General features: G+C 56.8%; 21 protein-coding genes and 1 pseudogene. 14 read left to right on the top strand and 8 right to left on the bottom strand.

Annotated features, from left to right (window positions below):
* Position 1: 1 nt before the first annotated feature.
* Positions 2 to 415 carry a GNAT family N-acetyltransferase gene (locus tag JL015_RS02540; protein ID WP_201017522.1) on the bottom strand — a complete coding sequence of 138 codons (414 nt, stop codon included), beginning with the start codon at positions 413 to 415 and terminating at the stop codon, positions 2 to 4.
* An 88-nt stretch (positions 416 to 503) separates the two neighbouring features.
* On the opposite strand from JL015_RS02540, the gene JL015_RS02535 reads away from it, so the two are divergent.
* The 7 genes from JL015_RS02535 to JL015_RS02505 all read left to right on the top strand — a co-directional run bounded on the left by JL015_RS02535 (position 504) and on the right by JL015_RS02505 (position 6,024).
* Positions 504 to 1,043 carry a GNAT family N-acetyltransferase gene (locus tag JL015_RS02535; RefSeq protein ID WP_201017300.1) on the top strand — a complete coding sequence of 180 codons (540 nt, stop codon included), beginning with the start codon at positions 504 to 506 and terminating at the stop codon, positions 1,041 to 1,043.
* 97 nt (positions 1,044 to 1,140) lie between these two features.
* Positions 1,141 to 1,668, top strand: a complete 528-nt coding sequence (locus JL015_RS02530) for a hypothetical protein (RefSeq protein ID WP_201017299.1) — start codon at positions 1,141 to 1,143, stop codon at positions 1,666 to 1,668.
* 123 nt (positions 1,669 to 1,791) lie between these two features.
* A complete protein-coding gene (locus JL015_RS02525; RefSeq protein ID WP_201017298.1) occupies positions 1,792 to 2,229 on the top strand; it encodes a nucleoside deaminase in 438 nt (145 codons plus the stop codon).
* A gap of 81 nt (positions 2,230 to 2,310) precedes the next feature.
* Positions 2,311 to 3,132 carry an alpha/beta fold hydrolase gene (locus JL015_RS02520; RefSeq protein ID WP_201017297.1) on the top strand — a complete coding sequence of 274 codons (822 nt, stop codon included), beginning with the start codon at positions 2,311 to 2,313 and terminating at the stop codon, positions 3,130 to 3,132.
* A complete protein-coding gene (locus JL015_RS02515) occupies positions 3,122 to 4,294 on the top strand; it encodes a PAS domain-containing sensor histidine kinase (RefSeq protein ID WP_201017296.1) in 1,173 nt (390 codons plus the stop codon). Before JL015_RS02520 ends, JL015_RS02515 begins: the two co-directional genes overlap by 11 nt.
* 194 nt (positions 4,295 to 4,488) lie before the next feature.
* Positions 4,489 to 4,803: a hypothetical protein gene (locus tag JL015_RS02510; RefSeq protein ID WP_201017295.1), complete on the top strand. Its 315-nt coding sequence runs from the start codon at positions 4,489 to 4,491 to the stop codon at positions 4,801 to 4,803.
* A gap of 51 nt (positions 4,804 to 4,854) precedes the next feature.
* The gene (locus tag JL015_RS02505) at positions 4,855 to 6,024 is read left to right on the top strand and encodes a PQQ-dependent sugar dehydrogenase (RefSeq protein WP_201000027.1); all 1,170 of its coding nucleotides are present in this window, start codon (positions 4,855 to 4,857) and stop codon (positions 6,022 to 6,024) included.
* Between the two features lie 69 nt (positions 6,025 to 6,093).
* On the opposite strand, the gene JL015_RS02500 is transcribed toward JL015_RS02505, so the two are convergent.
* The gene (locus JL015_RS02500; RefSeq protein WP_025261403.1) at positions 6,094 to 6,399 is read right to left on the bottom strand and encodes a PepSY domain-containing protein; all 306 of its coding nucleotides are present in this window, start codon (positions 6,397 to 6,399) and stop codon (positions 6,094 to 6,096) included.
* Positions 6,400 to 6,676: 277 nt separating this feature from the next.
* Here JL015_RS02500 and JL015_RS02495 point away from each other — a divergent pair, with 277 nt between their 5' ends.
* The 4 genes from JL015_RS02495 to JL015_RS02480 all read left to right on the top strand — a co-directional run bounded on the left by JL015_RS02495 (position 6,677) and on the right by JL015_RS02480 (position 12,072).
* Positions 6,677 to 8,848: a TonB-dependent siderophore receptor gene (locus JL015_RS02495; RefSeq protein WP_201017294.1), complete on the top strand. Its 2,172-nt coding sequence runs from the start codon at positions 6,677 to 6,679 to the stop codon at positions 8,846 to 8,848.
* 179 nt (positions 8,849 to 9,027) lie between these two features.
* Positions 9,028 to 10,341, top strand: a complete 1,314-nt coding sequence (locus JL015_RS02490) for an MFS transporter (RefSeq protein ID WP_201017293.1) — start codon at positions 9,028 to 9,030, stop codon at positions 10,339 to 10,341.
* A 501-nt stretch (positions 10,342 to 10,842) separates the two neighbouring features.
* Positions 10,843 to 11,091, top strand: a complete 249-nt coding sequence (locus JL015_RS02485) for a helix-turn-helix domain-containing protein (RefSeq protein WP_201000024.1) — start codon at positions 10,843 to 10,845, stop codon at positions 11,089 to 11,091.
* Between the two features lie 261 nt (positions 11,092 to 11,352).
* Positions 11,353 to 12,072: a hypothetical protein gene (locus JL015_RS02480; protein WP_201017292.1), complete on the top strand. Its 720-nt coding sequence runs from the start codon at positions 11,353 to 11,355 to the stop codon at positions 12,070 to 12,072.
* Between the two features lie 33 nt (positions 12,073 to 12,105).
* Here the strand turns inward: JL015_RS02480 and JL015_RS02475 are convergent, their stop codons facing one another.
* Positions 12,106 to 13,182 carry a diguanylate cyclase gene (locus JL015_RS02475; protein WP_201017291.1) on the bottom strand — a complete coding sequence of 359 codons (1,077 nt, stop codon included), beginning with the start codon at positions 13,180 to 13,182 and terminating at the stop codon, positions 12,106 to 12,108.
* A 249-nt stretch (positions 13,183 to 13,431) separates the two neighbouring features.
* Positions 13,432 to 14,637 carry an MFS transporter gene (locus tag JL015_RS02470; RefSeq protein ID WP_201017290.1) on the bottom strand — a complete coding sequence of 402 codons (1,206 nt, stop codon included), beginning with the start codon at positions 14,635 to 14,637 and terminating at the stop codon, positions 13,432 to 13,434.
* 111 nt (positions 14,638 to 14,748) lie between these two features.
* Here JL015_RS02470 and JL015_RS02465 point away from each other — a divergent pair, with 111 nt between their 5' ends.
* Positions 14,749 to 15,654, top strand: coding sequence for a LysR family transcriptional regulator (locus JL015_RS02465; protein ID WP_201017289.1), 906 nt, complete (start codon positions 14,749 to 14,751; stop codon positions 15,652 to 15,654).
* 52 nt (positions 15,655 to 15,706) lie between these two features.
* Here JL015_RS02465 and JL015_RS02460 read toward each other — a convergent pair whose 3' ends face one another.
* Both JL015_RS02460 and JL015_RS02455 read right to left on the bottom strand, forming a co-directional pair.
* On the bottom strand, positions 15,707 to 16,294 hold the full coding sequence (locus tag JL015_RS02460) for a polyribonucleotide nucleotidyltransferase (RefSeq protein ID WP_201017288.1): 588 nt from the start codon (positions 16,292 to 16,294) through the stop codon (positions 15,707 to 15,709).
* 79 nt (positions 16,295 to 16,373) lie between these two features.
* Positions 16,374 to 16,766 (bottom strand): topoisomerase DNA-binding C4 zinc finger domain-containing protein, encoded by a 393-nt coding sequence (locus JL015_RS02455; RefSeq protein ID WP_201017287.1) that lies wholly within the window; start codon positions 16,764 to 16,766, stop codon positions 16,374 to 16,376.
* 408 nt (positions 16,767 to 17,174) lie between these two features.
* Between JL015_RS02455 and JL015_RS27990 the strand changes: the two are divergent.
* A pseudogene (locus JL015_RS27990) lies at positions 17,175 to 17,456 on the top strand (PAS domain-containing protein); the annotation flags it as partial.
* Positions 17,457 to 17,705: 249 nt separating this feature from the next.
* Positions 17,706 to 18,740: a methyl-accepting chemotaxis protein gene (locus tag JL015_RS02450; protein WP_371856563.1), complete on the top strand. Its 1,035-nt coding sequence runs from the start codon at positions 17,706 to 17,708 to the stop codon at positions 18,738 to 18,740.
* A gap of 205 nt (positions 18,741 to 18,945) precedes the next feature.
* On the opposite strand, the gene JL015_RS02445 is transcribed toward JL015_RS02450, so the two are convergent.
* On the bottom strand, positions 18,946 to 19,272 hold the full coding sequence (locus JL015_RS02445) for a hypothetical protein (RefSeq protein ID WP_201017286.1): 327 nt from the start codon (positions 19,270 to 19,272) through the stop codon (positions 18,946 to 18,948).
* A gap of 57 nt (positions 19,273 to 19,329) precedes the next feature.
* A complete protein-coding gene (locus tag JL015_RS02440) occupies positions 19,330 to 19,632 on the bottom strand; it encodes a hypothetical protein (RefSeq protein WP_201017285.1) in 303 nt (100 codons plus the stop codon).
* Positions 19,633 to 19,798: the final 166 nt, after the last annotated feature.

Here is a 19,798-nt window from a genome sequence, read left to right as displayed (position 1 = left end):
CTCAGTGGCCTGCCCGGCACAAGGCAACCAGCGCCTTGCTGCGGCTGAAGCGCATGAACTTTTCGCCCAGTGCATGCGGCAGCCTCTGGGCTGGCTCGAAACCACTCAGCCGATAGAACTCCAGCAAATCCGGATGACAGAACAGCCAGACCGGCCCCGCCAATGGCTCCACGGCATGCCCGATCAGGCGTCGTGCAACGGCCTGGCCACGCAGGTGCGGGTCGACAAACAACCCGGTCAGCCAATGTCCGTCGGCGACTTCGCTCAGGCAAAGAGCGCCGACGATCTGCGACTGTTTTGCCACCCACAGAGTCCCGCGGGGCACGGCGCGCATGGACGATTTATGCTCGCGGTAGAACTTGTCCAGCAAGGGGCGGCAGGCATCAGGCAGGATGCTGAACTGAATGTCGGGCATGGTCGGGCTCTGCTGTTCGAGGCGGGCCATCATACAGAGGCCCGACCCGCTGACGTGACTCATATCAACCGCGGTCTATGATTTATCCATGAGCCGAAAACCTGTTGAATTGCATACTCCCCGCTTGCTGATCCGTGAGCTGGGCAGCACCGATATCCCGGCCCTGGCGGCGATTCTTGGGGATGCTCAGGTCATGCGCTATTCGGTCCGGGGCGTGCTCAGCGAACAAGCCACCGCCGAGTTCGTTCAGGGCTGTATCCATTGCTATGACACCGATGGCTTTGGGCCGATGGCCGTGATTGAAAAGGCTTCGTCACGGCTCGCCGGATTTTGCGGGTTTAACGCCGAACGGGTGGATGGCGTCCGGGAAGTCGAGATCGGCTACCGGCTGGGCACCGCCTTCTGGGGCCAGGGCCTTGCCACCGAAGCCGTTCGGGCCATGTTGCAGCACGGCTTTGCCGTGCTGGGCATGCCTTCGGTCATTGCAATCGTGCAGCCTGAAAACACCGCTTCGGTGAATATCCTGCGCAAGACAGGGTTCAGCGGCTTTATTCATAGCCAATACCATCGCCTGGGTGTACGGATTTATCGCATGACGTGTGAGCAATGGCTGACGGGATCTTCCTGATAACGGCATGACTCGACGGGATGCGACCCCGACTCTGGAAAAGCGTGGATTAACTGTTAAGTTCAAGGTTGCAGTCAATTCATCTCGGGAGGAGGCCATGAATGACTATCAGGGTCTGCCGCCTGTTGTATTCAGGGCACGTGTATCCAGAACAAGCCTGACCCTTTTGGGATGCAGCCTGCTGCTGTCCTTGGCGCTGACTCTGGATGTTCGCGCCGATGAAGACGCGGACGATACGGCGCTGCTGTTCGTTCAGGAACGCCATCTTGGCGACAGCCTGGCCTGGCTGGGTTATCAGGTCGCGTCGCGCACCGTCACCTTTGCAAGCCTTGTCCAGTCCATTGGCAAGACCCAGGCTCAGGACCTGGTGCACAAGGAATTGCAGCGTCTGCAACCCACCTATCAGATGCAGTGGGACCGCAATCTTGCGGCAGCCTATGCTCATTCCTTTACGGCGCAAGAATTGCAGTCTCTGAATCAGGGCAGCAGTTCCCTGTCCTTGATGAACAAGTTCAAGGCCAGGAACAACGAGGTCGGCGCACAGATGAAAGCGCGTTCGTCCGAACTGCTGAAGGCTTTCGTTGCCCAAGCGCTGGGCAATGCTCAGAAGTCACTCGCCCATTGAGGCTCTGCAGGAAATCCACCTGCGTTCGGTGATGCAGCGTTGAAAACAGGCTCACCTTCGCTCGAACACATTTCGTACAGAGCCTGCTCCTATCAAAGCAACACGAAAGCGAGGAACAACACCATGGACCTATTCATGCAAGCCGCCATTGATGAGGCGCAACAGGGATTGGCCGAGGGCGGGATTCCTATCGGTTCGGTCATCGTTCATGACGGCAAGATCATCGGGCGTGGACACAATCGCCGGGTACAAGAGGGCAGTGCAATCAAGCATGGCGAGATGGACGCCCTGGAAAACGCGGGTCGCCAGCCTGCCAGCGTTTATCGCGACTCTGTGCTCTATACCACGTTGTCGCCCTGTGCGATGTGCAGCGGTGCGATTCTGCTTTATGGCATCGGCAAGGTCATCGTGGGCGAAAACGAGACATTCATGGGCGAAGAGGAGCTTTTGCGCTCCCGTGGGGTGCAAGTCGATGTGCTGCACGACACGACTTGCCAGCACATGATGCATGGTTTCATCGCCTGCAAGCCTGAGCTGTGGAGTGAAGACATCGGGGAGTGAAAGCTTAGTGCTATCAAGCCTTCGCGGGCTCTGTGAAGGGTGTTAATCTCGACTCATTGTTCATGTGGTACGGAGTCAGTAATGCCGGTTCAGCGACGCAATAACGTAAACGTCATGGGCGATGGACCGGCCACATTGATTTTTGCTCACGGTTTTGGCTGCAATCAAAACATGTGGCGCTTCATCGCGCCGGTGTTCGCCAAACATTTCAAGGTCGTGCTGTTTGATCTGGTGGGCAGCGGGAAGTCCGAGTTGTCGGCTTACTTCCCGCACAAATATGCCTCCCTGCGCGGTTATGCCAGCGATTTGCTGGAAGTTGTCGAGGAGTTCGCCAATACCGGGCCTGTCATTCATGTCGGGCATTCGGTCAGCGCCATGATCGCGGTACTGTCTGAAATCCAGGCTCCCGGTCGTTTTGCCGCCCACATCATGGTCGGCCCGTCGCCTCGCTACCTCAACGATGACGATTACGTCGGCGGTTTCAGCCAGGCGGATATCGACTCATTGCTGCATACCCTGGAAAGCAACTATCTGGGCTGGTCCAGCACCATGGCGCCAACGCTGATGGGCTCTTCTGACCGTCCCGAACTGGGCGAGGAACTGGCCGACAGTTTCTGTCGCACCAATGCCGATATCGCCAAGCAGTTTGCCCGCGTGACCTTCATGTCGGACCACCGCAGGGATGTCGCGAATTTTTCGGGTAAAACCCTGATTCTGCAATGTAGCGATGACATGATCGTGCCGGTCCAGGTGGGCGAGTACCTTAACCGTGTCATTGAGAACAGCACATTGCGCGTCATCGAAAACGTCGGCCACTATCCTCACATGAGTGCGCCCAAAGCCTGTATCGCGGCGATGAGCGAATTCCTGCAACCTTTTGGATATGCCGAACATGCGGTCTGATTCACCTGCCTTGCCTGATGCTGACGACCTGTTTGACGGAGCTGCCTGCGGTTTATTGCTGACACGGGAAAACGGCACCATCGAACGGGTCAACCAGGCCTTCTGTGTCTGGTTGGGCATGGAGCGCGAGTCGCTGCTGGGGCGGCGTTTTCAAGACTTGTTGAGCATGGCCGGCAAGATTTTCCATCAGACTCACTGGGCGCCTCTGCTACAGGCCCGTGGTTCGGTTGCCGAAGTCAAACTTGAGCTGCTTCATGCTGATGGCCGCCCGATCCCGATGATGCTCAACGGTATACGCCGTGAACATGCTGGCGGCTTCTTCCATGAACTTGCAGTGTTTGTGGCTGAAGAGCGCAACAAGTACGAACGTGAACTGCTGTCGGCGCAAAAGCTTGCCGAAGAGCTGCTGCTGCAACAGATGAGCGTCCAGACAGAGCTGACATCGGCCCGCAACCGCTTGCGCCTGGCCCATGTCGAGGCCGAAATCCGGGCGATCTTTGCCGAGCAGATGGTGAGCATTTTCAGCCATGACCTGCGCAATCCGTTATCGGCGATCAAGATGGCGTCCGGATTGCTGGGGCGTAGCGCGCTGGAACCCCGGCAGGAACGCATGCTGGGCCACATCAATCATGCAACCGACCGCGCCCAGCGCATGATTGTCGATCTGCTGGATTTCACCGATGCAAGAGTCGGGCGCGGCATCTCGGTTTCTCCTCTGCCCATTGACCTGCATGCCGTGATTGCCCGCTGTGTTGAGGAAATGCGCGGGGCATTCCCTGGCCATGTCATCACTCATCGTTGCGAAGGCCAGGGCCCCTGTATTGCCGATGCAGACCGATTGGTGCAGGTCATCAGTAACCTGGTTGCCAATGCCATCAACTATGGCTCGGTGGATGGGGAAATTGTGGTGACCTCCGCGCTGGAGTCGAACCGGGTTCGATTGTCGGTGCATAACTTCGGGGAGCCGATACCGCCCGAAATGCTTGATAACCTGTTCGAGCCTGCTGTGCGCAACTCAGGTGACACGGATGAAAATCGCAGCGTTGGCCTGGGATTGTTCATTGTCCGGGAGATTGCCCGGGCACACCTGGGAGACGTGACCGTCCTTTCCATGGCCGAACATGGCACGACCTTTACCGCGAGCATTCCCCAGACAGCCTGAAATCCGCAGGTGCGAGCACGACGTCGGAGCGCTGCGTCAACACCACGCAGCCTCCCACATCGTTTTGTGTTGCCTTGCCCCAGACCATCCTTGTTACAAACTCCCTCGTTATAAACTTGCTCATCTGTCATTCAAGGTCGAACCTGACAACCCAATCGCTATCAAAGCCTTACCATTTCCCTTGAGGGCAAGTGATGAACAGTTTTGTGCGAAACCTCGCAATCGCGGCGCTCGTTGCCTTGTCAGGTATCGGCATTGCCCAGGCGCAGGATCAGCCGGGCAGAAACGGTGCCACCAGCAACCCCTATAACAGCCCGATTCATCGCGCCAATCCCAACAGTCGCCAGGGCACTCAGCCGAGCACGCCTCAGGTACGTCCGAGCATCGGGCCAGAACCTCGTCAGCCGACCCTGGAAAACGGCGGGATCCGCAATGGCTATCCAACCCGTCAGACGCCAACCAGCCCGACCAGCCCGACCAATCAGAACACCACGCCTAAACGCCCATGACTCATCTCCCGCAGAAGTCGGGATCTCTACTCAATGCATAAGGAATCGCCCATGTTAAGAAAAACCCTGATCGCGACAATGTGTGCCACCGCTTTGTTGAGCCTGCCATTGACTGCCAGTGCGGCTGACGAGGCCGTGCAGCAGTACAAGAGCGAGCTGGGCACTGTCAGTGTCAGTGAAGTGGTTGGCGGGCTGGATCATCCTTGGGCTCTGGCGTTCCTGCCTGACAAGAAAGGCATTCTGGTCACTGAGCGATCGGGCAATCTGCGTGTCGTCTCGCCGGAGGGCAAGCTGTCCAGCCCGATCTCCGGTGTTCCACAAGTCTGGGCAAGAGGGCAGGGCGGTTTGCTGGATGTTGTGCTTTCTCCTGATTTCGCCAAAGACCGTCTGGTCTACCTGACCTATTCCGAAGGCAGCGGCAAGACAGCCGCCGAAGGCGACAATGCAGGCACTGCTGCCGGACGCGGTCGCCTGTCGGCCGACCTGACCAGACTGGAAGACTTCACCGTGATTTTCCGCCAGCAGCCCAAGCTGTCGGTAGGGAATCACTTCGGTTCGCGGATGGTCTTCGACCGCGAGGGCTATCTGTTCATCGCGCTGGGCGAAAACAATAACCGTCCGACTTCCCAGGACCTGGACAAGCTGCAAGGCAAGGTCGTGCGTCTCTACCCGGACGGCAATGTCCCGAAAGACAACCCCTTCGTCGGGCAGAACAATGTGCGCCCCGAAATCTGGTCTTACGGCCATCGTAACCAGCAGGGCGCGGCCCTGAACCCCTGGAGCGGAACCGTATGGACCAACGAACACGGCCCGAAGGGCGGTGACGAGGTGAATATCATCGAGCGCGCCCAGAATTATGGCTGGCCACTCGCGACCCACGGCATCAACTATTCCGGGCAACCGATTCCGGAAGCCAAGGGCAAGTTTGTTGAAGGCACGAAAGTACCGTTCCATGTGTGGGAAAAGTCACCGGGTATTAGCGGCATGGCGTTTTATAGCGACGGCCGTTTCAAAGCCTGGGACCATAACTTGTTTATTGGCGCATTGGCCACCGAAGAGTTGATCCGCTTGCAGTTTGAAGGCGACCGGATTGTTCACGAAGAACGTTTCCTGGGCGATATGAAACAACGCATCCGTGATGTCCGTCAGGGGCCGGATGGTTACTTGTATGTGCTGACCGATGACGATAAAGGGAAGTTGCTTAAAGTCGGTTTGCAATAATAAATAAAAACTCCCGCATGAAAGGTTCATGCGGGAGCGTTCTCAAACGGGGAGGCTTGAGCGAATCGCTTAGCGATCCTGAGCGTCGCGCAGCACTTCACCGGTCTTGGCGTCGACCTCGAAGTCCCACTCCACGCCCTTGGCGTCTTTCAGCTCGATCTGATACACGTAACGGCCAGCGTGTCTTTCAAGCTCGGTATCGTGAATCTGGAAGCCTGGGTGTTTGGCCAGTGCCTGTTTGTTGAACTGTTCAAAGTCCCCGACTGCGCCGGATTTCTGCAGGCGGATTACTTCGTCAGGGCCAATATCGGCTTGGGCCATACCGGCAGCAGTGGTCAGTGCAAAGGCGGTGAAAAGAGCAGGCATAAGTTTCATGGGTTATTCCTTCTGATGGGACTGCTTAATGGATGCTTTACCAGTTGATTCGTTCAACTGTTTTGTTGAAGCCAGATTAATGCGCCTTACTTAATTCATCCTTAAATGTTCAAGGTGTGCGTGTCTGGCCGAAAGTCGCTTCTTGCGTCTTGGTAGACAAAGTTTCCGACGCAGGCAGGCAGAGGTTGTAAAAAAGCGGCGGTGAACGTAAAAGGTGGCCCCCGGCCGGATGGTGCCTCGTCGCTTTCCCGGTCCCCATTCCGCTGGAGTTTCATTGATGAGTACGTCACGCCGACCTGCCGCGCGTCTGGCTTCGTGTCTGTTGCCCTTTGGCATGGCCGTCACTTCACCGTTGCTGGCCGCAGAGCCGGTGAATCTGGATGCCGTGAAAGTGTCGGGAACCGCAGACGCATCCAGCCCCGATTATCAGGCCCGTCAGGCATCGGTGGGTGGCTTTGGCGAGACAGCCCTGATCGACACGCCGGCTTCGGTATCGGTATTCACTGAGGCGCTGATCAAGGACCGTCAGGCCAGGCTGCTCAGTGAAGTCCTGCGCAATGACGCTTCAGTGGGCGACGGCTATGCCCCGGTCGGCTATTACGAGAACTTCGTGGTTCGCGGTTTTTCATTGAATGCCGCCAACAGCTATCGCATCAACGGCCGCACCATTGCGGGCGAGCAGAATGTGGCGCTGGAAAACAAGCAACAGGTGGAATTACTCAAGGGCTTGTCCGGATTGCAGAGCGGTGCTGCCGCGCCGGGCGGCCTGATCAACTACGAAACCAAGCGTGCCCAGGATGTGCGCTCTGTGACGGTGTCCACCAATGAGCACGGCGGTCGCTACATCGCGACAGACGTCGGTGGCTGGTTTGGCAGCGAAAACCAGTTCGGCCTGCGCGCCAACCTTGCCCATGAAGACCTGCGTTCCTACGTCGAGCATGCCGATGGCCAGCGTGACTTCGCTTCCCTGGCCTTTGACTGGAACATCAGCGACCGGGCCTTGCTGCAACTGGACGTCGAATACCAGACCAAGGAACAGCGCTCGGTGCCGGGCTATCAATTGCTGGGCGGTACGGCGTTGCCCCACAACGCCTCGCCGCGCAGGCTGCTGGGCTATCAGAGCTGGTCGAACCCGGTGGGCATTGACTCGCTGAACATGAATGGCCGCTTCGAGTACCGTTTCAACGATGCCTGGAAAGGCAGCCTCAGCGCTTCGCGCAGTCGTGTGGTGATCGATGACTACAGCGCCTTCGCCTGGGGCTGCTATGGCTCGGCCAGTTGTGCCGCCGAAGCGGTGCCCAATCACTTCAGCGCCGAGGGCGGCTACGACATCTACGACTTCCGCAGCCCTGACGACACGCGCCGCAACGATGAAGTCGAAGCGGCCATGAGCGGCACCTTCGACACCGGTTCGCTCAAGCATGAGCTGACCTTCGGCACCAGCGCGTTCCGGCGTACCGTGGACACTCGCGGCACCTTCAACGAGATGGTCGGTTCGGGCAACATCAATACGACGCCTGAACTCATATCGCCTTCGGATCTGCCGTTGCCGCATACCGAACGCCGTCTGGACAGCCGCCAGTACGGGCTGTTCGTTACCGACCGGATCAGCTTCAACGAACACTGGCAGACCGTGCTGGGCGGGCGTCAGGTGCGTCTCGACGAACACGCCTACGCCGAAGATGGCAGCGAACAGCGTCACACCCAGCGCTCGGTCTTCCTGCCGCAGGCGGCCCTGATCTACAAGCCGGTGGAAAACATTTCTCTCTACACCAGCTACAGCAAAGGCTTGTCGCTGGGTGGCACGGCGGCCTGGTTCACCACCAACGCCAGTGAAATTCTTGCGCCGACCGTGTCGCGTCAGTTGGAAGCCGGTATCAAGTACGACTGGCAGCGCATGAGCTTCACGGCTGCGCTGTTCCAGGCACGTCAGGCCTATCAGTACTCGAAGCCCAATGATGATGGCAGCTTCACCTACGTTCAGCAGGGCGAGCAGAAGAACACCGGCCTTGAACTGGGCGCCAATGGCTGGGTGACCGACCGTCTGCAACTTTCTGCCAGTGCGGCGGCGATCCGGGCGCGGGTCGAGGGCAGCGGCACGGCGGCTTATGAAGATCATCAGGCGCTCAACGTTCCCAAGTATCGCGGCAGCCTCCAGGCCGATTACAGCTTGCCGATCCGTGGCCTGGCGCTGCTGGGCGGCATGCAGTACAGCGCCAGCAAATATGCCAACCGTGAAGGCACCGTGAAGGTCAACGACTACGCTCTGTTCAATATCGGCAGCCGTTACAGCACCCGCCTGGGCGACTACGACACCGTATTTCGCCTGACCGTGGATAACCTGTTCGATAAACGCTACTGGCGCGATGCCGGGGAATACCTGGGCGACGACTACCTGTTCATGGGTGCTCCGAGAACGGCGACCCTGTCGGCTTCGGTCAATTTCTAGCACCCGGAGGCGAACAGGTAGGAGCGAATTCATTCGCGAGGCATCATTGAAGGCGATAGATTTTCTTCGGATGTACCGGCCTCTCGCGAATGAATTCGCTCCTACTGGGCGTTCCACCACGCAAATCTTCGCGCCCTGCGCACGCAGGCGCTCTTTTCAGACATGTTTACGAGGGCTCCATGACAGCCATTGTTAAAACACGCCCTCAGCCATTCTCCAGGGGCGACTACAAGACCTTGAGCCTTGCAGCCCTGGGCGGCGCTCTTGAAATCTACGACTTCATCATCTTCGTATTTTTCGCCCTGACCCTCAGCCAGCTGTTCTTCCCGCCAGACATGCCCGAATGGCTGCGTCTGCTGCAAAGCTTCGGCATCTTCGTCACCGGCTATCTGGCGCGTCCGCTGGGCGGAATTCTGATGGCGCATTTTGCCGACCGTCTGGGCCGCAAACAGATGTTCAGCCTGAGCATCCTGATGATGGCCTTACCCTGTCTGCTGATCGGCATCATGCCGACCTACGCCCAGATCGGTTACTGGGCACCGTTGATCCTGCTGACATTACGCATCCTGCAAGGTGCCGCCGTGGGCGGTGAAGTGCCGAGCGCCTGGGTGTTTGTCGCCGAACATGCGCCTCAAGGGCATCGCGGCTATGCCCTGGGTGTTCTGCAAGCCGGGCTGACGTTCGGGTATCTGCTGGGCGCGCTGACAGCGACCTGGCTGGCCAGAGTATTCACGCCTGCGGAAATCCTCGATTACGCCTGGCGCATTCCGTTCCTGCTGGGCGGTGTGTTTGGTGTCGTGGGTGTCTGGTTACGTCGCTGGTTGAGTGAAACGCCTGTATTTGTCGCCATGCAGGCCCAGCGCGAAAACATGCAGGGCCTGCCGCTGGGCCAGGTGTTGCGCGAACACCGACAGTCGCTGTTGCCTGCGGCCCTGCTCACCTGTGTGCTGACCTCGGCTGTCGTGGTGCTGGTGGTGATCACCCCGACCGTCATGCAAAAACGCTTTGGCATCAGCGCCAGCGACACCTTTGCCCTGAGTGCCGTGGGCATTGTGTTCCTCAATATCGGTTGTGTGCTGGCCGGCATGCTGGTGGATCGTATCGGTGCCTGGCGTGGCGTGATCGTCTACAGCCTGTTGCTGCCGTTGGGCATCGGCGTGCTGTACGCGAGCCTTATCCTGCAGTGGCTTACCCCGGCCATCGCCTATGCCATTGCCGGGCTGGCCTGTGGAATTGTCGGTGTCGTGCCGTCGGTCATGGTGGGGCTATTCCCGCCCGGCATTCGGGTATCGGGTATTTCCTTCACCTACAACATCGCCTACGCCCTCTGGGCCAGCACCACTCCGCTGATGCTCATTGCCCTGATGCCCTGGAGCCCATGGGTCTGTGTCGCCTATGGCGTTGTCATGGGCGGCGCAGGTTTGCTGACCGCAGCCGTCTTTGGCCTGCACAAGGGAATGTCGGTCGATGATGGTGCGGCCAGCCGGAGTTGAGCCTCGCGCCGGCAATGTTCAACCCCCTCTCAAGCGTGACGAGTACTCAGCCTGCCTGCCATGGCAGAAGGGCTGAGTGGTTGTGACATACATTGTTGTGACGTGTGTTTGAATATGTGTCAGTAACTGGATCCAATTGTAACAACTGATTGTAATTCTCATTGTGCAAGTTTATCTTTCGCCTGCCTATGCGCAGCGCTATTCATGCCGTCGAATAAAACTATCCAATCTAAAAGCTGGGTAAAAGTTTTCTATGGGGATTTTTTAATGAATTAGCTGGGAGTGTTCTGGCAGTAGTGTAGGAGTTTTCTTTGTCTATGAGAGTTTCTGGTGGTTTTCTTTATGTGGGTTTGAATTTGTTTTTGTGTACAGGGTGAGCTGTGAAAAATAGTTCTAAATAAATGTATGGGTGTGCCGATTTGTTATTGATGCCAAGGAAGGTGAGTGTAAGAAACTTCCTACAGTTTGCATGTGGACAGGCTAATCACAAGGAGAAACAACATGTGGGTGACAATCAGGGAACGGGAGGTCTTGCATCTGCTATTGCAAGGCTGCACCAACAAGGAAATAGCGCAGCAGCTCTGTATCAGTGGCTACACCGTGCGCGATCACGTTTCTTCGCTGCTCAGGAAGAGCCAGGTAAAGACTCGCACCGAGCTTATTGCTGGCTATGTTGCTCGGCTGATGACAAGAAAGAACGTGCAACCCCCTACATCTGTCGGGTTGTGCAACGAGACAGACTGCACATAATTCGCTTTGTTCCGGGTGGGGCCGGTTAGTGTGATCAAGGGACTGGCTGCATTCGGTTTGTTCGATAAAAAGTGTCCGGTGCCTTGAAGTCAGTGACCTGGCAGTTGGGGAGGCTGTCGTGGTTTTACTTGCCGGATGAAACTTGTGGGCACAGAACCGATTGCTGAACTTTGGCGCTCATTCGTTTGTGCGGCATGGCGATAAATATCGGTTTTTAAATTCAGCACAACGAAAGAGCAAACAATAAGAAGGAGTTATTTCATGGATGTCTGTTTCATTCAGAGTGAGGAGCAGCCGCATCAGTCAGTGCGGCTGGCCCTCCATGCGTCAGGTATTGCTGTCCTGATGGATTTTCAACACCTGGCGGCCCGGCAGTCCGCATTGTCCATGGCCCAACTCAGCGAGCAGCAGGCCAACTTGCTGGGGCCCAAGGGGCTGTTCGCCAGGTTTTCCCAAGAGATCCCGCAACTGGGGAGGCAGGCATCGGTTTTTGAGGACCTGTATGAGATCAAGGACCGTGAACATCAGTTGCTGGTAGAAAAGACCGTCCGCTTCATCCTGGGGCGTTACCGTCGGCGCGAGGTCACGCAGAACCCTTTTACCGGGATGTCCCGGGAGTTCCTGTGCTGTGTCGTGTATGACGAAGCGGCGCCCTATACCCAGGCTGAGCGCTATGCCGCAGGCGAAGCGTTACGCCAGCGCGATAGCGAGTATTTCGCCAAGCTTATTGCCACGACCCGTGACACGGTCGAGCGGCGCATTGTCTTTCATGGCCTGCTGGAACATTTCGACGGCTTGCTGCCGGTGGAACAGAGCATTTACCCGCTCAACTACCGAGCGGTTCAGCAAAGCCATCTCGATCACGAGGAAGCCCTCTACGGCAATCTCGACCTGACCCAGCCACTGAGCGTGATTTTCGAAACGCATACGCCTGAATGGTTGCTGGAGAACCTTTGCGTACTGGCGGGGAGTTCCCATTGATGGCTGAGCCTGGCAAGGGCGGAGGCGGGGTGGTCAGTTCTGCATCGTCAGGCGCAGGTATTCCTGCGAGTTGTCCTTGATGCTGACCACCTGGTTTCGGCCGCTGGCCTTGGCCATGTAGAGCGCCTTGTCCGCGGCGTGCAGCCACATGGCCGCATCCGTGATATCAGGCTGGTAAGCCGCAATCCCGATGCTCAGGCTGATATTGAGGTCAGGGAGCAGGGCGTCGGTATATTCCTTGACCACACTGCGCAGGCGTTCAAGTATCTCGCTGGCCTGCTCGGCGGAGGTGGCGGGCAGGATGATGCAGAACTCATCGCCGCCATAACGGCCTGCCAGGTCGGTATCGCGCAGGTTTTGAGACAGGGCTTCACTGATGTTCTTGAGCACCGTGTCACCCATGATGTGGCCATAGGTGTCATTGATGGACTTGAAATGGTCAATGTCGATCAGAGCGATGGAACACGGATGCTCCTGTTTGCGGCTCTTGATGAACTCGGCTTCGAGCAGGTCTTTCCACGAGCCGTGATTGATGAGGCCCGTCAGGCTGTCGGTGCGGCTGAGTTCACTCAGGATATTCCGGTGTTCCCATAGCCTGAGAGCAAGCTGATGGCTCATCCAGCCAATGAATATCGGATAGATCACCAGCACCGGAAGGCAGGCATAGATCTGGGCCGTGTTGTTGTCGATATTGATCACCGGGGACAGCGCCAGAAGCGCGATGATTGCCCCCAGAAACTGCGCCAGAAAACCCTGGACCATCAATCGTGTGCCACCGGCTGCGATGTTGTGCATGGCCATCATCGCCAGCACGGTAACGCTGGGCAGCACGCTGAACCCCATCGCCCCGACCCAGAAACCACCCATCAGGGAGTCCGTGAGCAGATTGCGCCATTCGGCTTTGTAGGGGTAAGAGGAGCGTTTTGCGATCTGGTAAGCGACGTGAGGCCAGACAAAGGCATTGAGCAATACCAACGGCCATAGCCAGTGTGGGGCACTGACCTGATACAACGACACTGCCACAGTGAAGAAACCTATGCTCACGCCAAGGGTGCGTGGGGCATAGATTCTTTTGGCAAATGAAAGACCTTTGCCGTGTTGTGTGTTCATAGCGCTTACCGGACTGTTGTGCGACCCGGCCAGAAACCCCTGTACTTGACCGAAAGGCAAGAGTTTCGCCTGATGGCGGCATACATGGGAAGAGCCTTTTGCCAGTAATCCCGAAATATTGTCGCCGGCAAGCCGCCTCCCACAGTATTACCAGCGCAGCGCCAGAGACATCACAACACTTGATGCAGACAGAGCCAGTGAGTTCGCTCAGGGGCAGGCCAAACAAGCGGGCTGTTCAGCCAGATGCTGTCAGCCCTGCAACTGACGAGCCTGACGCTGCGTCCACCATGCCACGGCAATCGCAAGCAGCGCGACCCCGGCTGCGACATACCCCACCGACCCAAGCCCAAGATGCTCGATGGTTGCACCGCCGATGATCGAGCCCAGCCCGATACCGGCATTGGCCGCCGACACATTCAAGGTGCCCGCCAGTGCCTGGGCCTGCGGTGCGGCTTTCATCACGCGAATCTGGCAGATCGGGAACAGCGCGGTGTGTGCAATGCCCCATACCATCAGCACCACCGCCAGCAACGGCAACGAACCGGCCATCGGCACGCTGGCACTCATGCCCAGCGCCAACAGCAAAGCGAACACCATGGTCGAGCCCAGCGGGCTGCGGTCCACATAACGTCCACCCAGACCATTGCCGATCAAACCGACTGCACCAAAGCCCATCAACCACCATCCGACCTGAGCCGGAGCGATGCTGGCGACACGCTCAAGGGTATCGGCCAGATAGGTGTAGGCCGCGAACATCGCGGTGAACAGCAAGATAGACAACAGCAGGTTTGCCAGGAAATTCGGGTCGCGCAGGATTCTGGCCTGCTGCTTGAGGCCGACTTTCTCGCTCGGTGCCAGATGCGGCATCGACAGGGCCAACAGCAGCGCCATCAACCCGGAAAGTACCGTCAGCGCCCAGAATGTCCCGCGCCAGCCCACCGCATCGGCAAACACCGTCCCCAACGGAATACCCAGCAGCATGGCCGCCGAAATCCCCAGGTAAACCTGCGCCACGGCTTTACCGGCGTTTTTCGGGCCAGCCAGCAGGCTGGCGGTTTCACTGGCCGTCCCCCAGAACACCGGCAGCGCCAGCGCCGGGATAAAGCGCGCCAGTGCCAGCACCCAGATATTTGTCGACACCGCTGCCAACGCATTGGAGGCCGCAAAGATCAGCAGGATCGCGATAAAGGTGCGTTTGCGGTCCAGGTGCGAAAGCATGGCCGTCAGCGGCGGGCCGAAAAGCATGACCGTGAAGGCAAACAGCGTGACCAGCAAACCCGCCACAGAGATCGAAACCCCAAGGTCCCGCGCCAGAGCAGGCAACAGGCCGATAATCAAAAACTCGGTGGTGACGATCACAAAACCTGCGAGCGCCAGAATGGCAATGGACAAACCCGTGCCCGTGGAACGCGCGTCGCTGCTTGCGACGCTAGAGCTAGATTCTGAATACGACATGACACACAGCCTGAAACGAAAGAATGTGTCAGTTTATTGCGGAAAAGAGTTCTTATCTTTGGAGAATTTTCAGAGCATTATGGAAATAATTTCCATAATTGGAGGCATAGCGTGTTCTCTCCTGATCGCCTCAAGGGCATCACCACCTTTGTTGCTGTGGCCAACGCAGGCAGCTTTACTGCCGCTGCCGAGCGTTTGAACCTGACCAACTCTGCGGTCAGCAAAAGCGTGGCGCGGTTAGAAGGCCGCCTGGGCATGCGCCTTTTCGAGCGCACTACCCGCAGCTTGTCCCTGACCGAAGAGGGCGTGACTTACCATGGCGTCTGCATCCGCATCCTCGCGGAACTGGAGGACGCGGAAACCGCATTGGTGGCGCAACGCTCCGAACCGGCGGGGCAATTACGCATCGACCTGCCAGCCACGTTCGGGCGACTGAACGTGCTGCCCTTGATCCTGAAGTTTGCCGAGCAGCATCCCAAACTGCGCCCTCGGGTCACTTTTACGGATCGCTTCGTCGATCTGCTGGAAGAGGGCATCGATCTGAGCGTGCGCATTGGCGGGCCACAAGTCTGGCCGGTGGGCGTTGGGCATCGCTACCTGGGAACCGAGCGGGTGATCTTCTGTGCGTCCCCGGCCTATCTGAAACGCCACGGCATACCGCTCACCGCCGAAGAACTGAGCGGGCATGACTGCATTGTGTTTGGCAGAGGCGATGGCAGCACCAGCCCATGGCTGTTTATCGATGCTCAGGGCCAACCCGAAACCCGCGCCATCGAAGGCCGGATCGTCGTCGGCAACGGCGAGGCACTGGTAGCCGCCGTCACCTCAGCCTGCGGCATCGCCCAACTGGCAACCTGGCTGATCGAGGAACAACTGCAACGCGGCGAACTGGTGGAAATCCTCCCGCACCTGAGCACCGACGGCCTGGCCCTGCACCTCGCCTGGCCCCGCAGCCGCGAAGCATTGCCAAAAGTGCAGGCGTTGATCGAGCTGCTTGCCCAATCACTCCGGGTGTAGGGAATAGCTGCAAGCTTTTGACTTACCGCTTAAAGCTTGCAGCTTAAAACTCCTATTGCCCAATAACCGTTTTCACCATCTGCTCATGTTCCACCGCGTTCTTGGCATTGGAAATCACATTCAAGATCGCCGACCGACTTCCCGACGCCGCCACCACGGTCGTGCTCAACACTTTCGCGCCGCTCATGGTCGCCGAGGTATCGATCTGACGAATCCCCAGGCCGTTCTTCTTGACGATCTTCTTCTCGCCCAACTCCTTGAAGTCCTTGTAACCGGAGCGTTGCTGAGCCAGCGTCCCGGCGACCAGACCATCCAGCACCAGGCTGTCGTTATCGCTGGCCTGCATATCCATCGGGATCGGCGTTTCAGTGACAATCAACACCCGCTTCTGGGCCTGATGGGTGTAAAGCGCGCCACTTACGCCCTGAGCAATGGCCTTCGCATCGATTTCAGGCATCTCGCCCCGCACGTAGCCGGCCGGCAGCGTGAACGCCAGTTTGCCGTCGAGTAAAGACGCTTTCTGAGTGGCAGCAGCCTGTTTCTCGGCGGCGGGTTTCGTGGCTGCCTGAGCACTCACGATGCCTTGGCAACTGGCCAATGCAACGCACACCATCACGGCTTTAAGACTGAACGATCGCATTGGACTTCCCCATACATCAGTGGCTGAAAAGTTTAAAAAGTTGTTTAAAAACATACACAAAGTTAAAGATGTCGTTTGTTCATACTGTCCTGAACATACCCCGCATACCCCGACACTTTGGATAATCCGTACAGCCCCAGAAATGTCCACCGGCATTACGCCCGGTACGTGCCACTTTCATGATCATGGTCTTTTTACAGTGCGGGCAATTGGGCGCGGCAGGTTCTATGACCGGTTTGGGAGGTGCCGTTTTTTTAACAGCTTTGCGTACTGCAATAACCGGAGCAGATGGTGTTTTTTCGTCCGGCTCAACGGGCTGCGGCGCATGGGGTTCCGGAGTTGTGGGGGATTCCTCCACGGGCTGGCGCTTGCGTCTGGCCAGCAACGAAATCAGTGCAGCGCTCAGCCGCTTGGGCAGTTTACTGACCCGATAAACAAGAGTTTCAAGGCTGGAAGAAGGTTTACGTGACATGGCGTTGCCTGTGGGGTGCGGGGCGAGTCGCTTGGAAATGGGCGCTCATGGTGCAGAGGTCAAGAAGATGAAGCAAAGGATTTATGGCCTTTCAAGCCCGCACATCCCCCGCTCGCAAAACCGCGTGCCAGTGCCGCCAAACACCCGCGAAGCACCTGTTTAAACAAACAAAACGGGGGGCAAGTAGTGACTCTCTTGTGTGCAAAAGCTTCTACCTCTTCACGCTTGAACGGCCGTAAAAATAAATGGCGCTTCAAACGTTGGAAAATGCAGCACAACAATAATTAAAGGCCCTATCAACAGGGTCGATAAATATGCCAATGCGATTCCGGTTGTCACTTTGAAAGACTGTGCTAAACCTTCAAGGTACCCGGTATTTGAAGATTTTATCAGGGAGAGGTCTTCTAGATGCGTGTAAACATGCCTGTCACCCAGAACGAGAGAACCTTTCCCGCTTCTGAACGTTTGATTTCCACCACCGACCTCAATAGCCACATCACGTACTGCAACGATGCCTTCGTAGCGCTCAGCGGTTTTACACGTGAAGAGCTGATCGGCCAGCCACACAATCTGGTCCGCCATCCGGACATGCCACCTTCGGTCTTCGCCCACATGTGGGAAACCATCAAACAGGGCAAACCCTGGATGGGCGTGGTCAAGAACCGCTCCAAGCAAGGCGACTACTACTGGGTGAGCGCCTACGTGACCGCCGTATACGAAAACGGCCGCATTGTCGGTTATGAATCGGTGCGCTCGGTCCCGACCCGCGATCAGGTACGCCGTGCCGAAGCGCTCTATGCGCGGTTGCGTGCAGGCAAGTCTGCGGTTTCCAAGCTCGGCAGCGCGCAATATCACCTGCTGCGCCAGTTGCCGATGGTTCTTTGCGCCCTTGCCCTGATGGTGGGCGTGTACCTGCTGGACGACAATGCATCCTTCGTCATGATCCTGGTGGTATTGGTCGCCCTGGGTGGCTACCTGGAAGCCCGCCATCGAAGCAGCATCCAGAAAACCCTCGACGACCACCCCAAGGCGTTTACCAGCCCACTGGTTGCCCTGACCTACAGCGACAACCGCGGGCCTCAGGCACAACTCGACCTGGCTTTGCTCAGCGAAGAAGCGCGCCTGCAAACCGCCTTGACCCGCTTGGTGGATACCGGCGAAAGCGTCAGAAAGCACGCCGGGCAATCGGCGCAACTGTCGCATCAACAAGCGCGCTCCCTCGATCAACAGCGCAGTGAAACCGACCAGTCCGCCACCGCGATCAACCAGATGGCGGCGACCATTCAGGAAGTCACTCACAACGTCCAAAGCACCGCCCATGCCGCCGAAGAAGCCGACAAACTGGCACAGCAAGGCCGCAACCTTGCCGATGACAGCCTGCTGGCGATTCGTCACATGGCCAACTCGGTGACCGAGATTGGCACCGCCGTTGGAGAACTGGCCAGCGCCACCCAATCCATCGGCAGCGTTGTCGACGTGATTACCGCCATTGCCCAGCAAACCAACCTGCTGGCCCTCAACGCCGCCATCGAAGCCGCTCGTGCGGGTGAACAAGGTCGTGGTTTTGCCGTGGTAGCCGATGAAGTCCGCTCGCTGGCCTCACGCACCCAGTCCTCGACTGAACAGATCCAGCAGATCATCACCTCATTGCGCGACGGTGCCGACCGAGCCGTGCAGACCGCCAGCAAAGGCGAACAGATCTCCCAGGAAAGCGTCGCCAGCGTCGAAGCCGTCCAAAAGGCCCTCGACGGCATCAGCCAGGCCGTCACCCGGATTACCGGCATGAGCCAACAAATGGCCTCCGCCTCGGAAGAACAGACCCACGTAGCAGAAAACATCAGCCAGCAAATCACCCGCATCGCCCAACTCTGCGACCAAAGCGCCGGCCAGGCGCAGCAAGGCTCACAGATCAGCAAAGAGCTGGAAGAAATGGCTGAGTACCTGCACAGCCTTGCGGAGCGGTTTAATCGATAAATGTCTTCGCGAATGAATTCGCTCCTACCGGGTTATGGGGATTTTTAAATCTCCGCATACCTCCGTAGGAGCGAATTCATTCGCGAAAAAGACCGATCACATCAAAACCTATGGTTACCTTCTTGTCGCAGAACGGTTGATCTACTTTTTCCGATCCATCCATATATCAAATGGTATATCTTCCTTTTTTCGGAAATAGTGGTTTTCAACGCTCACGGTGTTTAAAACCGTTTTTTCGTGCGAACCACGGCTTTCTTTCCCAAGGCACAGCATAGGACGAGGCGTAAGCAAAGATCAGTGCGAACGAAAGCCAGCCAAGTGTTGAGTTGTCTTGAGTGCCATAAAAGGGAAGCTTTTCTTTTTCTATAAAGCGCATATGAAGATAAATGAAGAATATGTTGTATGTCATGACTGTCCAAAATTTTATCGTTGAGAAGTTTTTTCCAGAGAATGCAGATCGTGCCCAAAGTGAAGGTAGGTAAAATGCAAGGCTCATGAGTGTGAATGTTAAGTAGGTTGTCGTGTTGGTCATGGTGTTTCCTCTCCTGTTGCATGCGTACTAAAAGGAGGTGTAATGCAGTTGAGGTGATTACTTTCTTATGATTCTGAATCGTTGTACCCAAGGTGTGATTTGGGTAAAAGCGTGTGCAAAGAGCATGACAAAAGAAAGCCAGCCAAAGATGGAGTTATCTTGCTTTCCTACAAAGGGAAGTGTGCTGAGCTTGATGAAAGACATGTGTATAAAAATAATAACAGTGTTGTAGACGGCTAAAATCCAGCTTTTGAGGGGGGAGTAACCGTTTCCGGAAAGAGCTAGGCTTGCCCACAATGAAGGCATATAGGCTGCAAGGGTTAGCAGCGTGAATGATGTGAATATAATGGCGTCATTCATTATTTTTTCCATTTATAAGGTGTTATTTTTGCTTTGTTGGAGTTCGATTCTCTCTCTTTGGGGGACGGTACTGAAAAGGCATGAGCAAAAATAAATAGATAAGACAGCCAGCCAAAGATGGAGTTGTCTACTATTCCGAAGAAGGGGAGGGTGCTAAACTTTATAA

It is taken from the genome of Pseudomonas cichorii (genome assembly GCF_015471405.1).
GTDB classification, from domain to species: Bacteria; Pseudomonadota; Gammaproteobacteria; order Pseudomonadales; family Pseudomonadaceae; genus Aquipseudomonas; species Aquipseudomonas serbiensis.
The sequence above is the reverse complement of the archived record's forward strand: the minus strand, read 5'-3'. Positions and strand labels throughout refer to the sequence as shown.

Excerpts from the sequence above, each read along its gene's own strand:
- JL015_RS02540 (WP_201017522.1), bottom strand. The coding sequence starts at position 415 with ATGCCCGACATTCAGTTCAGCATCCTGCCTGATGCCTGCCGCCCCTTG.
- JL015_RS02535 (WP_201017300.1), top strand. The coding sequence starts at position 504 with ATGAGCCGAAAACCTGTTGAATTGCATACTCCCCGCTTGCTGATCCGT.
- JL015_RS02530 (WP_201017299.1), top strand. The coding sequence starts at position 1,141 with ATGAATGACTATCAGGGTCTGCCGCCTGTTGTATTCAGGGCACGTGTA.
- JL015_RS02525 (WP_201017298.1), top strand. The coding sequence starts at position 1,792 with ATGGACCTATTCATGCAAGCCGCCATTGATGAGGCGCAACAGGGATTG.
- JL015_RS02520 (WP_201017297.1), top strand. The coding sequence starts at position 2,311 with ATGCCGGTTCAGCGACGCAATAACGTAAACGTCATGGGCGATGGACCG.
- JL015_RS02515 (WP_201017296.1), top strand. The coding sequence starts at position 3,122 with ATGCGGTCTGATTCACCTGCCTTGCCTGATGCTGACGACCTGTTTGAC.
- JL015_RS02510 (WP_201017295.1), top strand. The coding sequence starts at position 4,489 with ATGAACAGTTTTGTGCGAAACCTCGCAATCGCGGCGCTCGTTGCCTTG.
- JL015_RS02505 (WP_201000027.1), top strand. The coding sequence starts at position 4,855 with ATGTTAAGAAAAACCCTGATCGCGACAATGTGTGCCACCGCTTTGTTG.
- JL015_RS02500 (WP_025261403.1), bottom strand. The coding sequence starts at position 6,399 with ATGAAACTTATGCCTGCTCTTTTCACCGCCTTTGCACTGACCACTGCT.
- JL015_RS02495 (WP_201017294.1), top strand. The coding sequence starts at position 6,677 with ATGAGTACGTCACGCCGACCTGCCGCGCGTCTGGCTTCGTGTCTGTTG.
- JL015_RS02490 (WP_201017293.1), top strand. The coding sequence starts at position 9,028 with ATGACAGCCATTGTTAAAACACGCCCTCAGCCATTCTCCAGGGGCGAC.
- JL015_RS02485 (WP_201000024.1), top strand. The coding sequence starts at position 10,843 with ATGTGGGTGACAATCAGGGAACGGGAGGTCTTGCATCTGCTATTGCAA.
- JL015_RS02480 (WP_201017292.1), top strand. The coding sequence starts at position 11,353 with ATGGATGTCTGTTTCATTCAGAGTGAGGAGCAGCCGCATCAGTCAGTG.
- JL015_RS02475 (WP_201017291.1), bottom strand. The coding sequence starts at position 13,182 with ATGAACACACAACACGGCAAAGGTCTTTCATTTGCCAAAAGAATCTAT.
- JL015_RS02470 (WP_201017290.1), bottom strand. The coding sequence starts at position 14,637 with ATGTCGTATTCAGAATCTAGCTCTAGCGTCGCAAGCAGCGACGCGCGT.
- JL015_RS02460 (WP_201017288.1), bottom strand. The coding sequence starts at position 16,294 with ATGCGATCGTTCAGTCTTAAAGCCGTGATGGTGTGCGTTGCATTGGCC.
- JL015_RS02455 (WP_201017287.1), bottom strand. The coding sequence starts at position 16,766 with ATGTCACGTAAACCTTCTTCCAGCCTTGAAACTCTTGTTTATCGGGTC.
- JL015_RS02450 (WP_371856563.1), top strand. The coding sequence starts at position 17,706 with ATGATCCTGGTGGTATTGGTCGCCCTGGGTGGCTACCTGGAAGCCCGC.
- JL015_RS02445 (WP_201017286.1), bottom strand. The coding sequence starts at position 19,272 with ATGACCAACACGACAACCTACTTAACATTCACACTCATGAGCCTTGCA.
- JL015_RS02440 (WP_201017285.1), bottom strand. The coding sequence starts at position 19,632 with ATGAATGACGCCATTATATTCACATCATTCACGCTGCTAACCCTTGCA.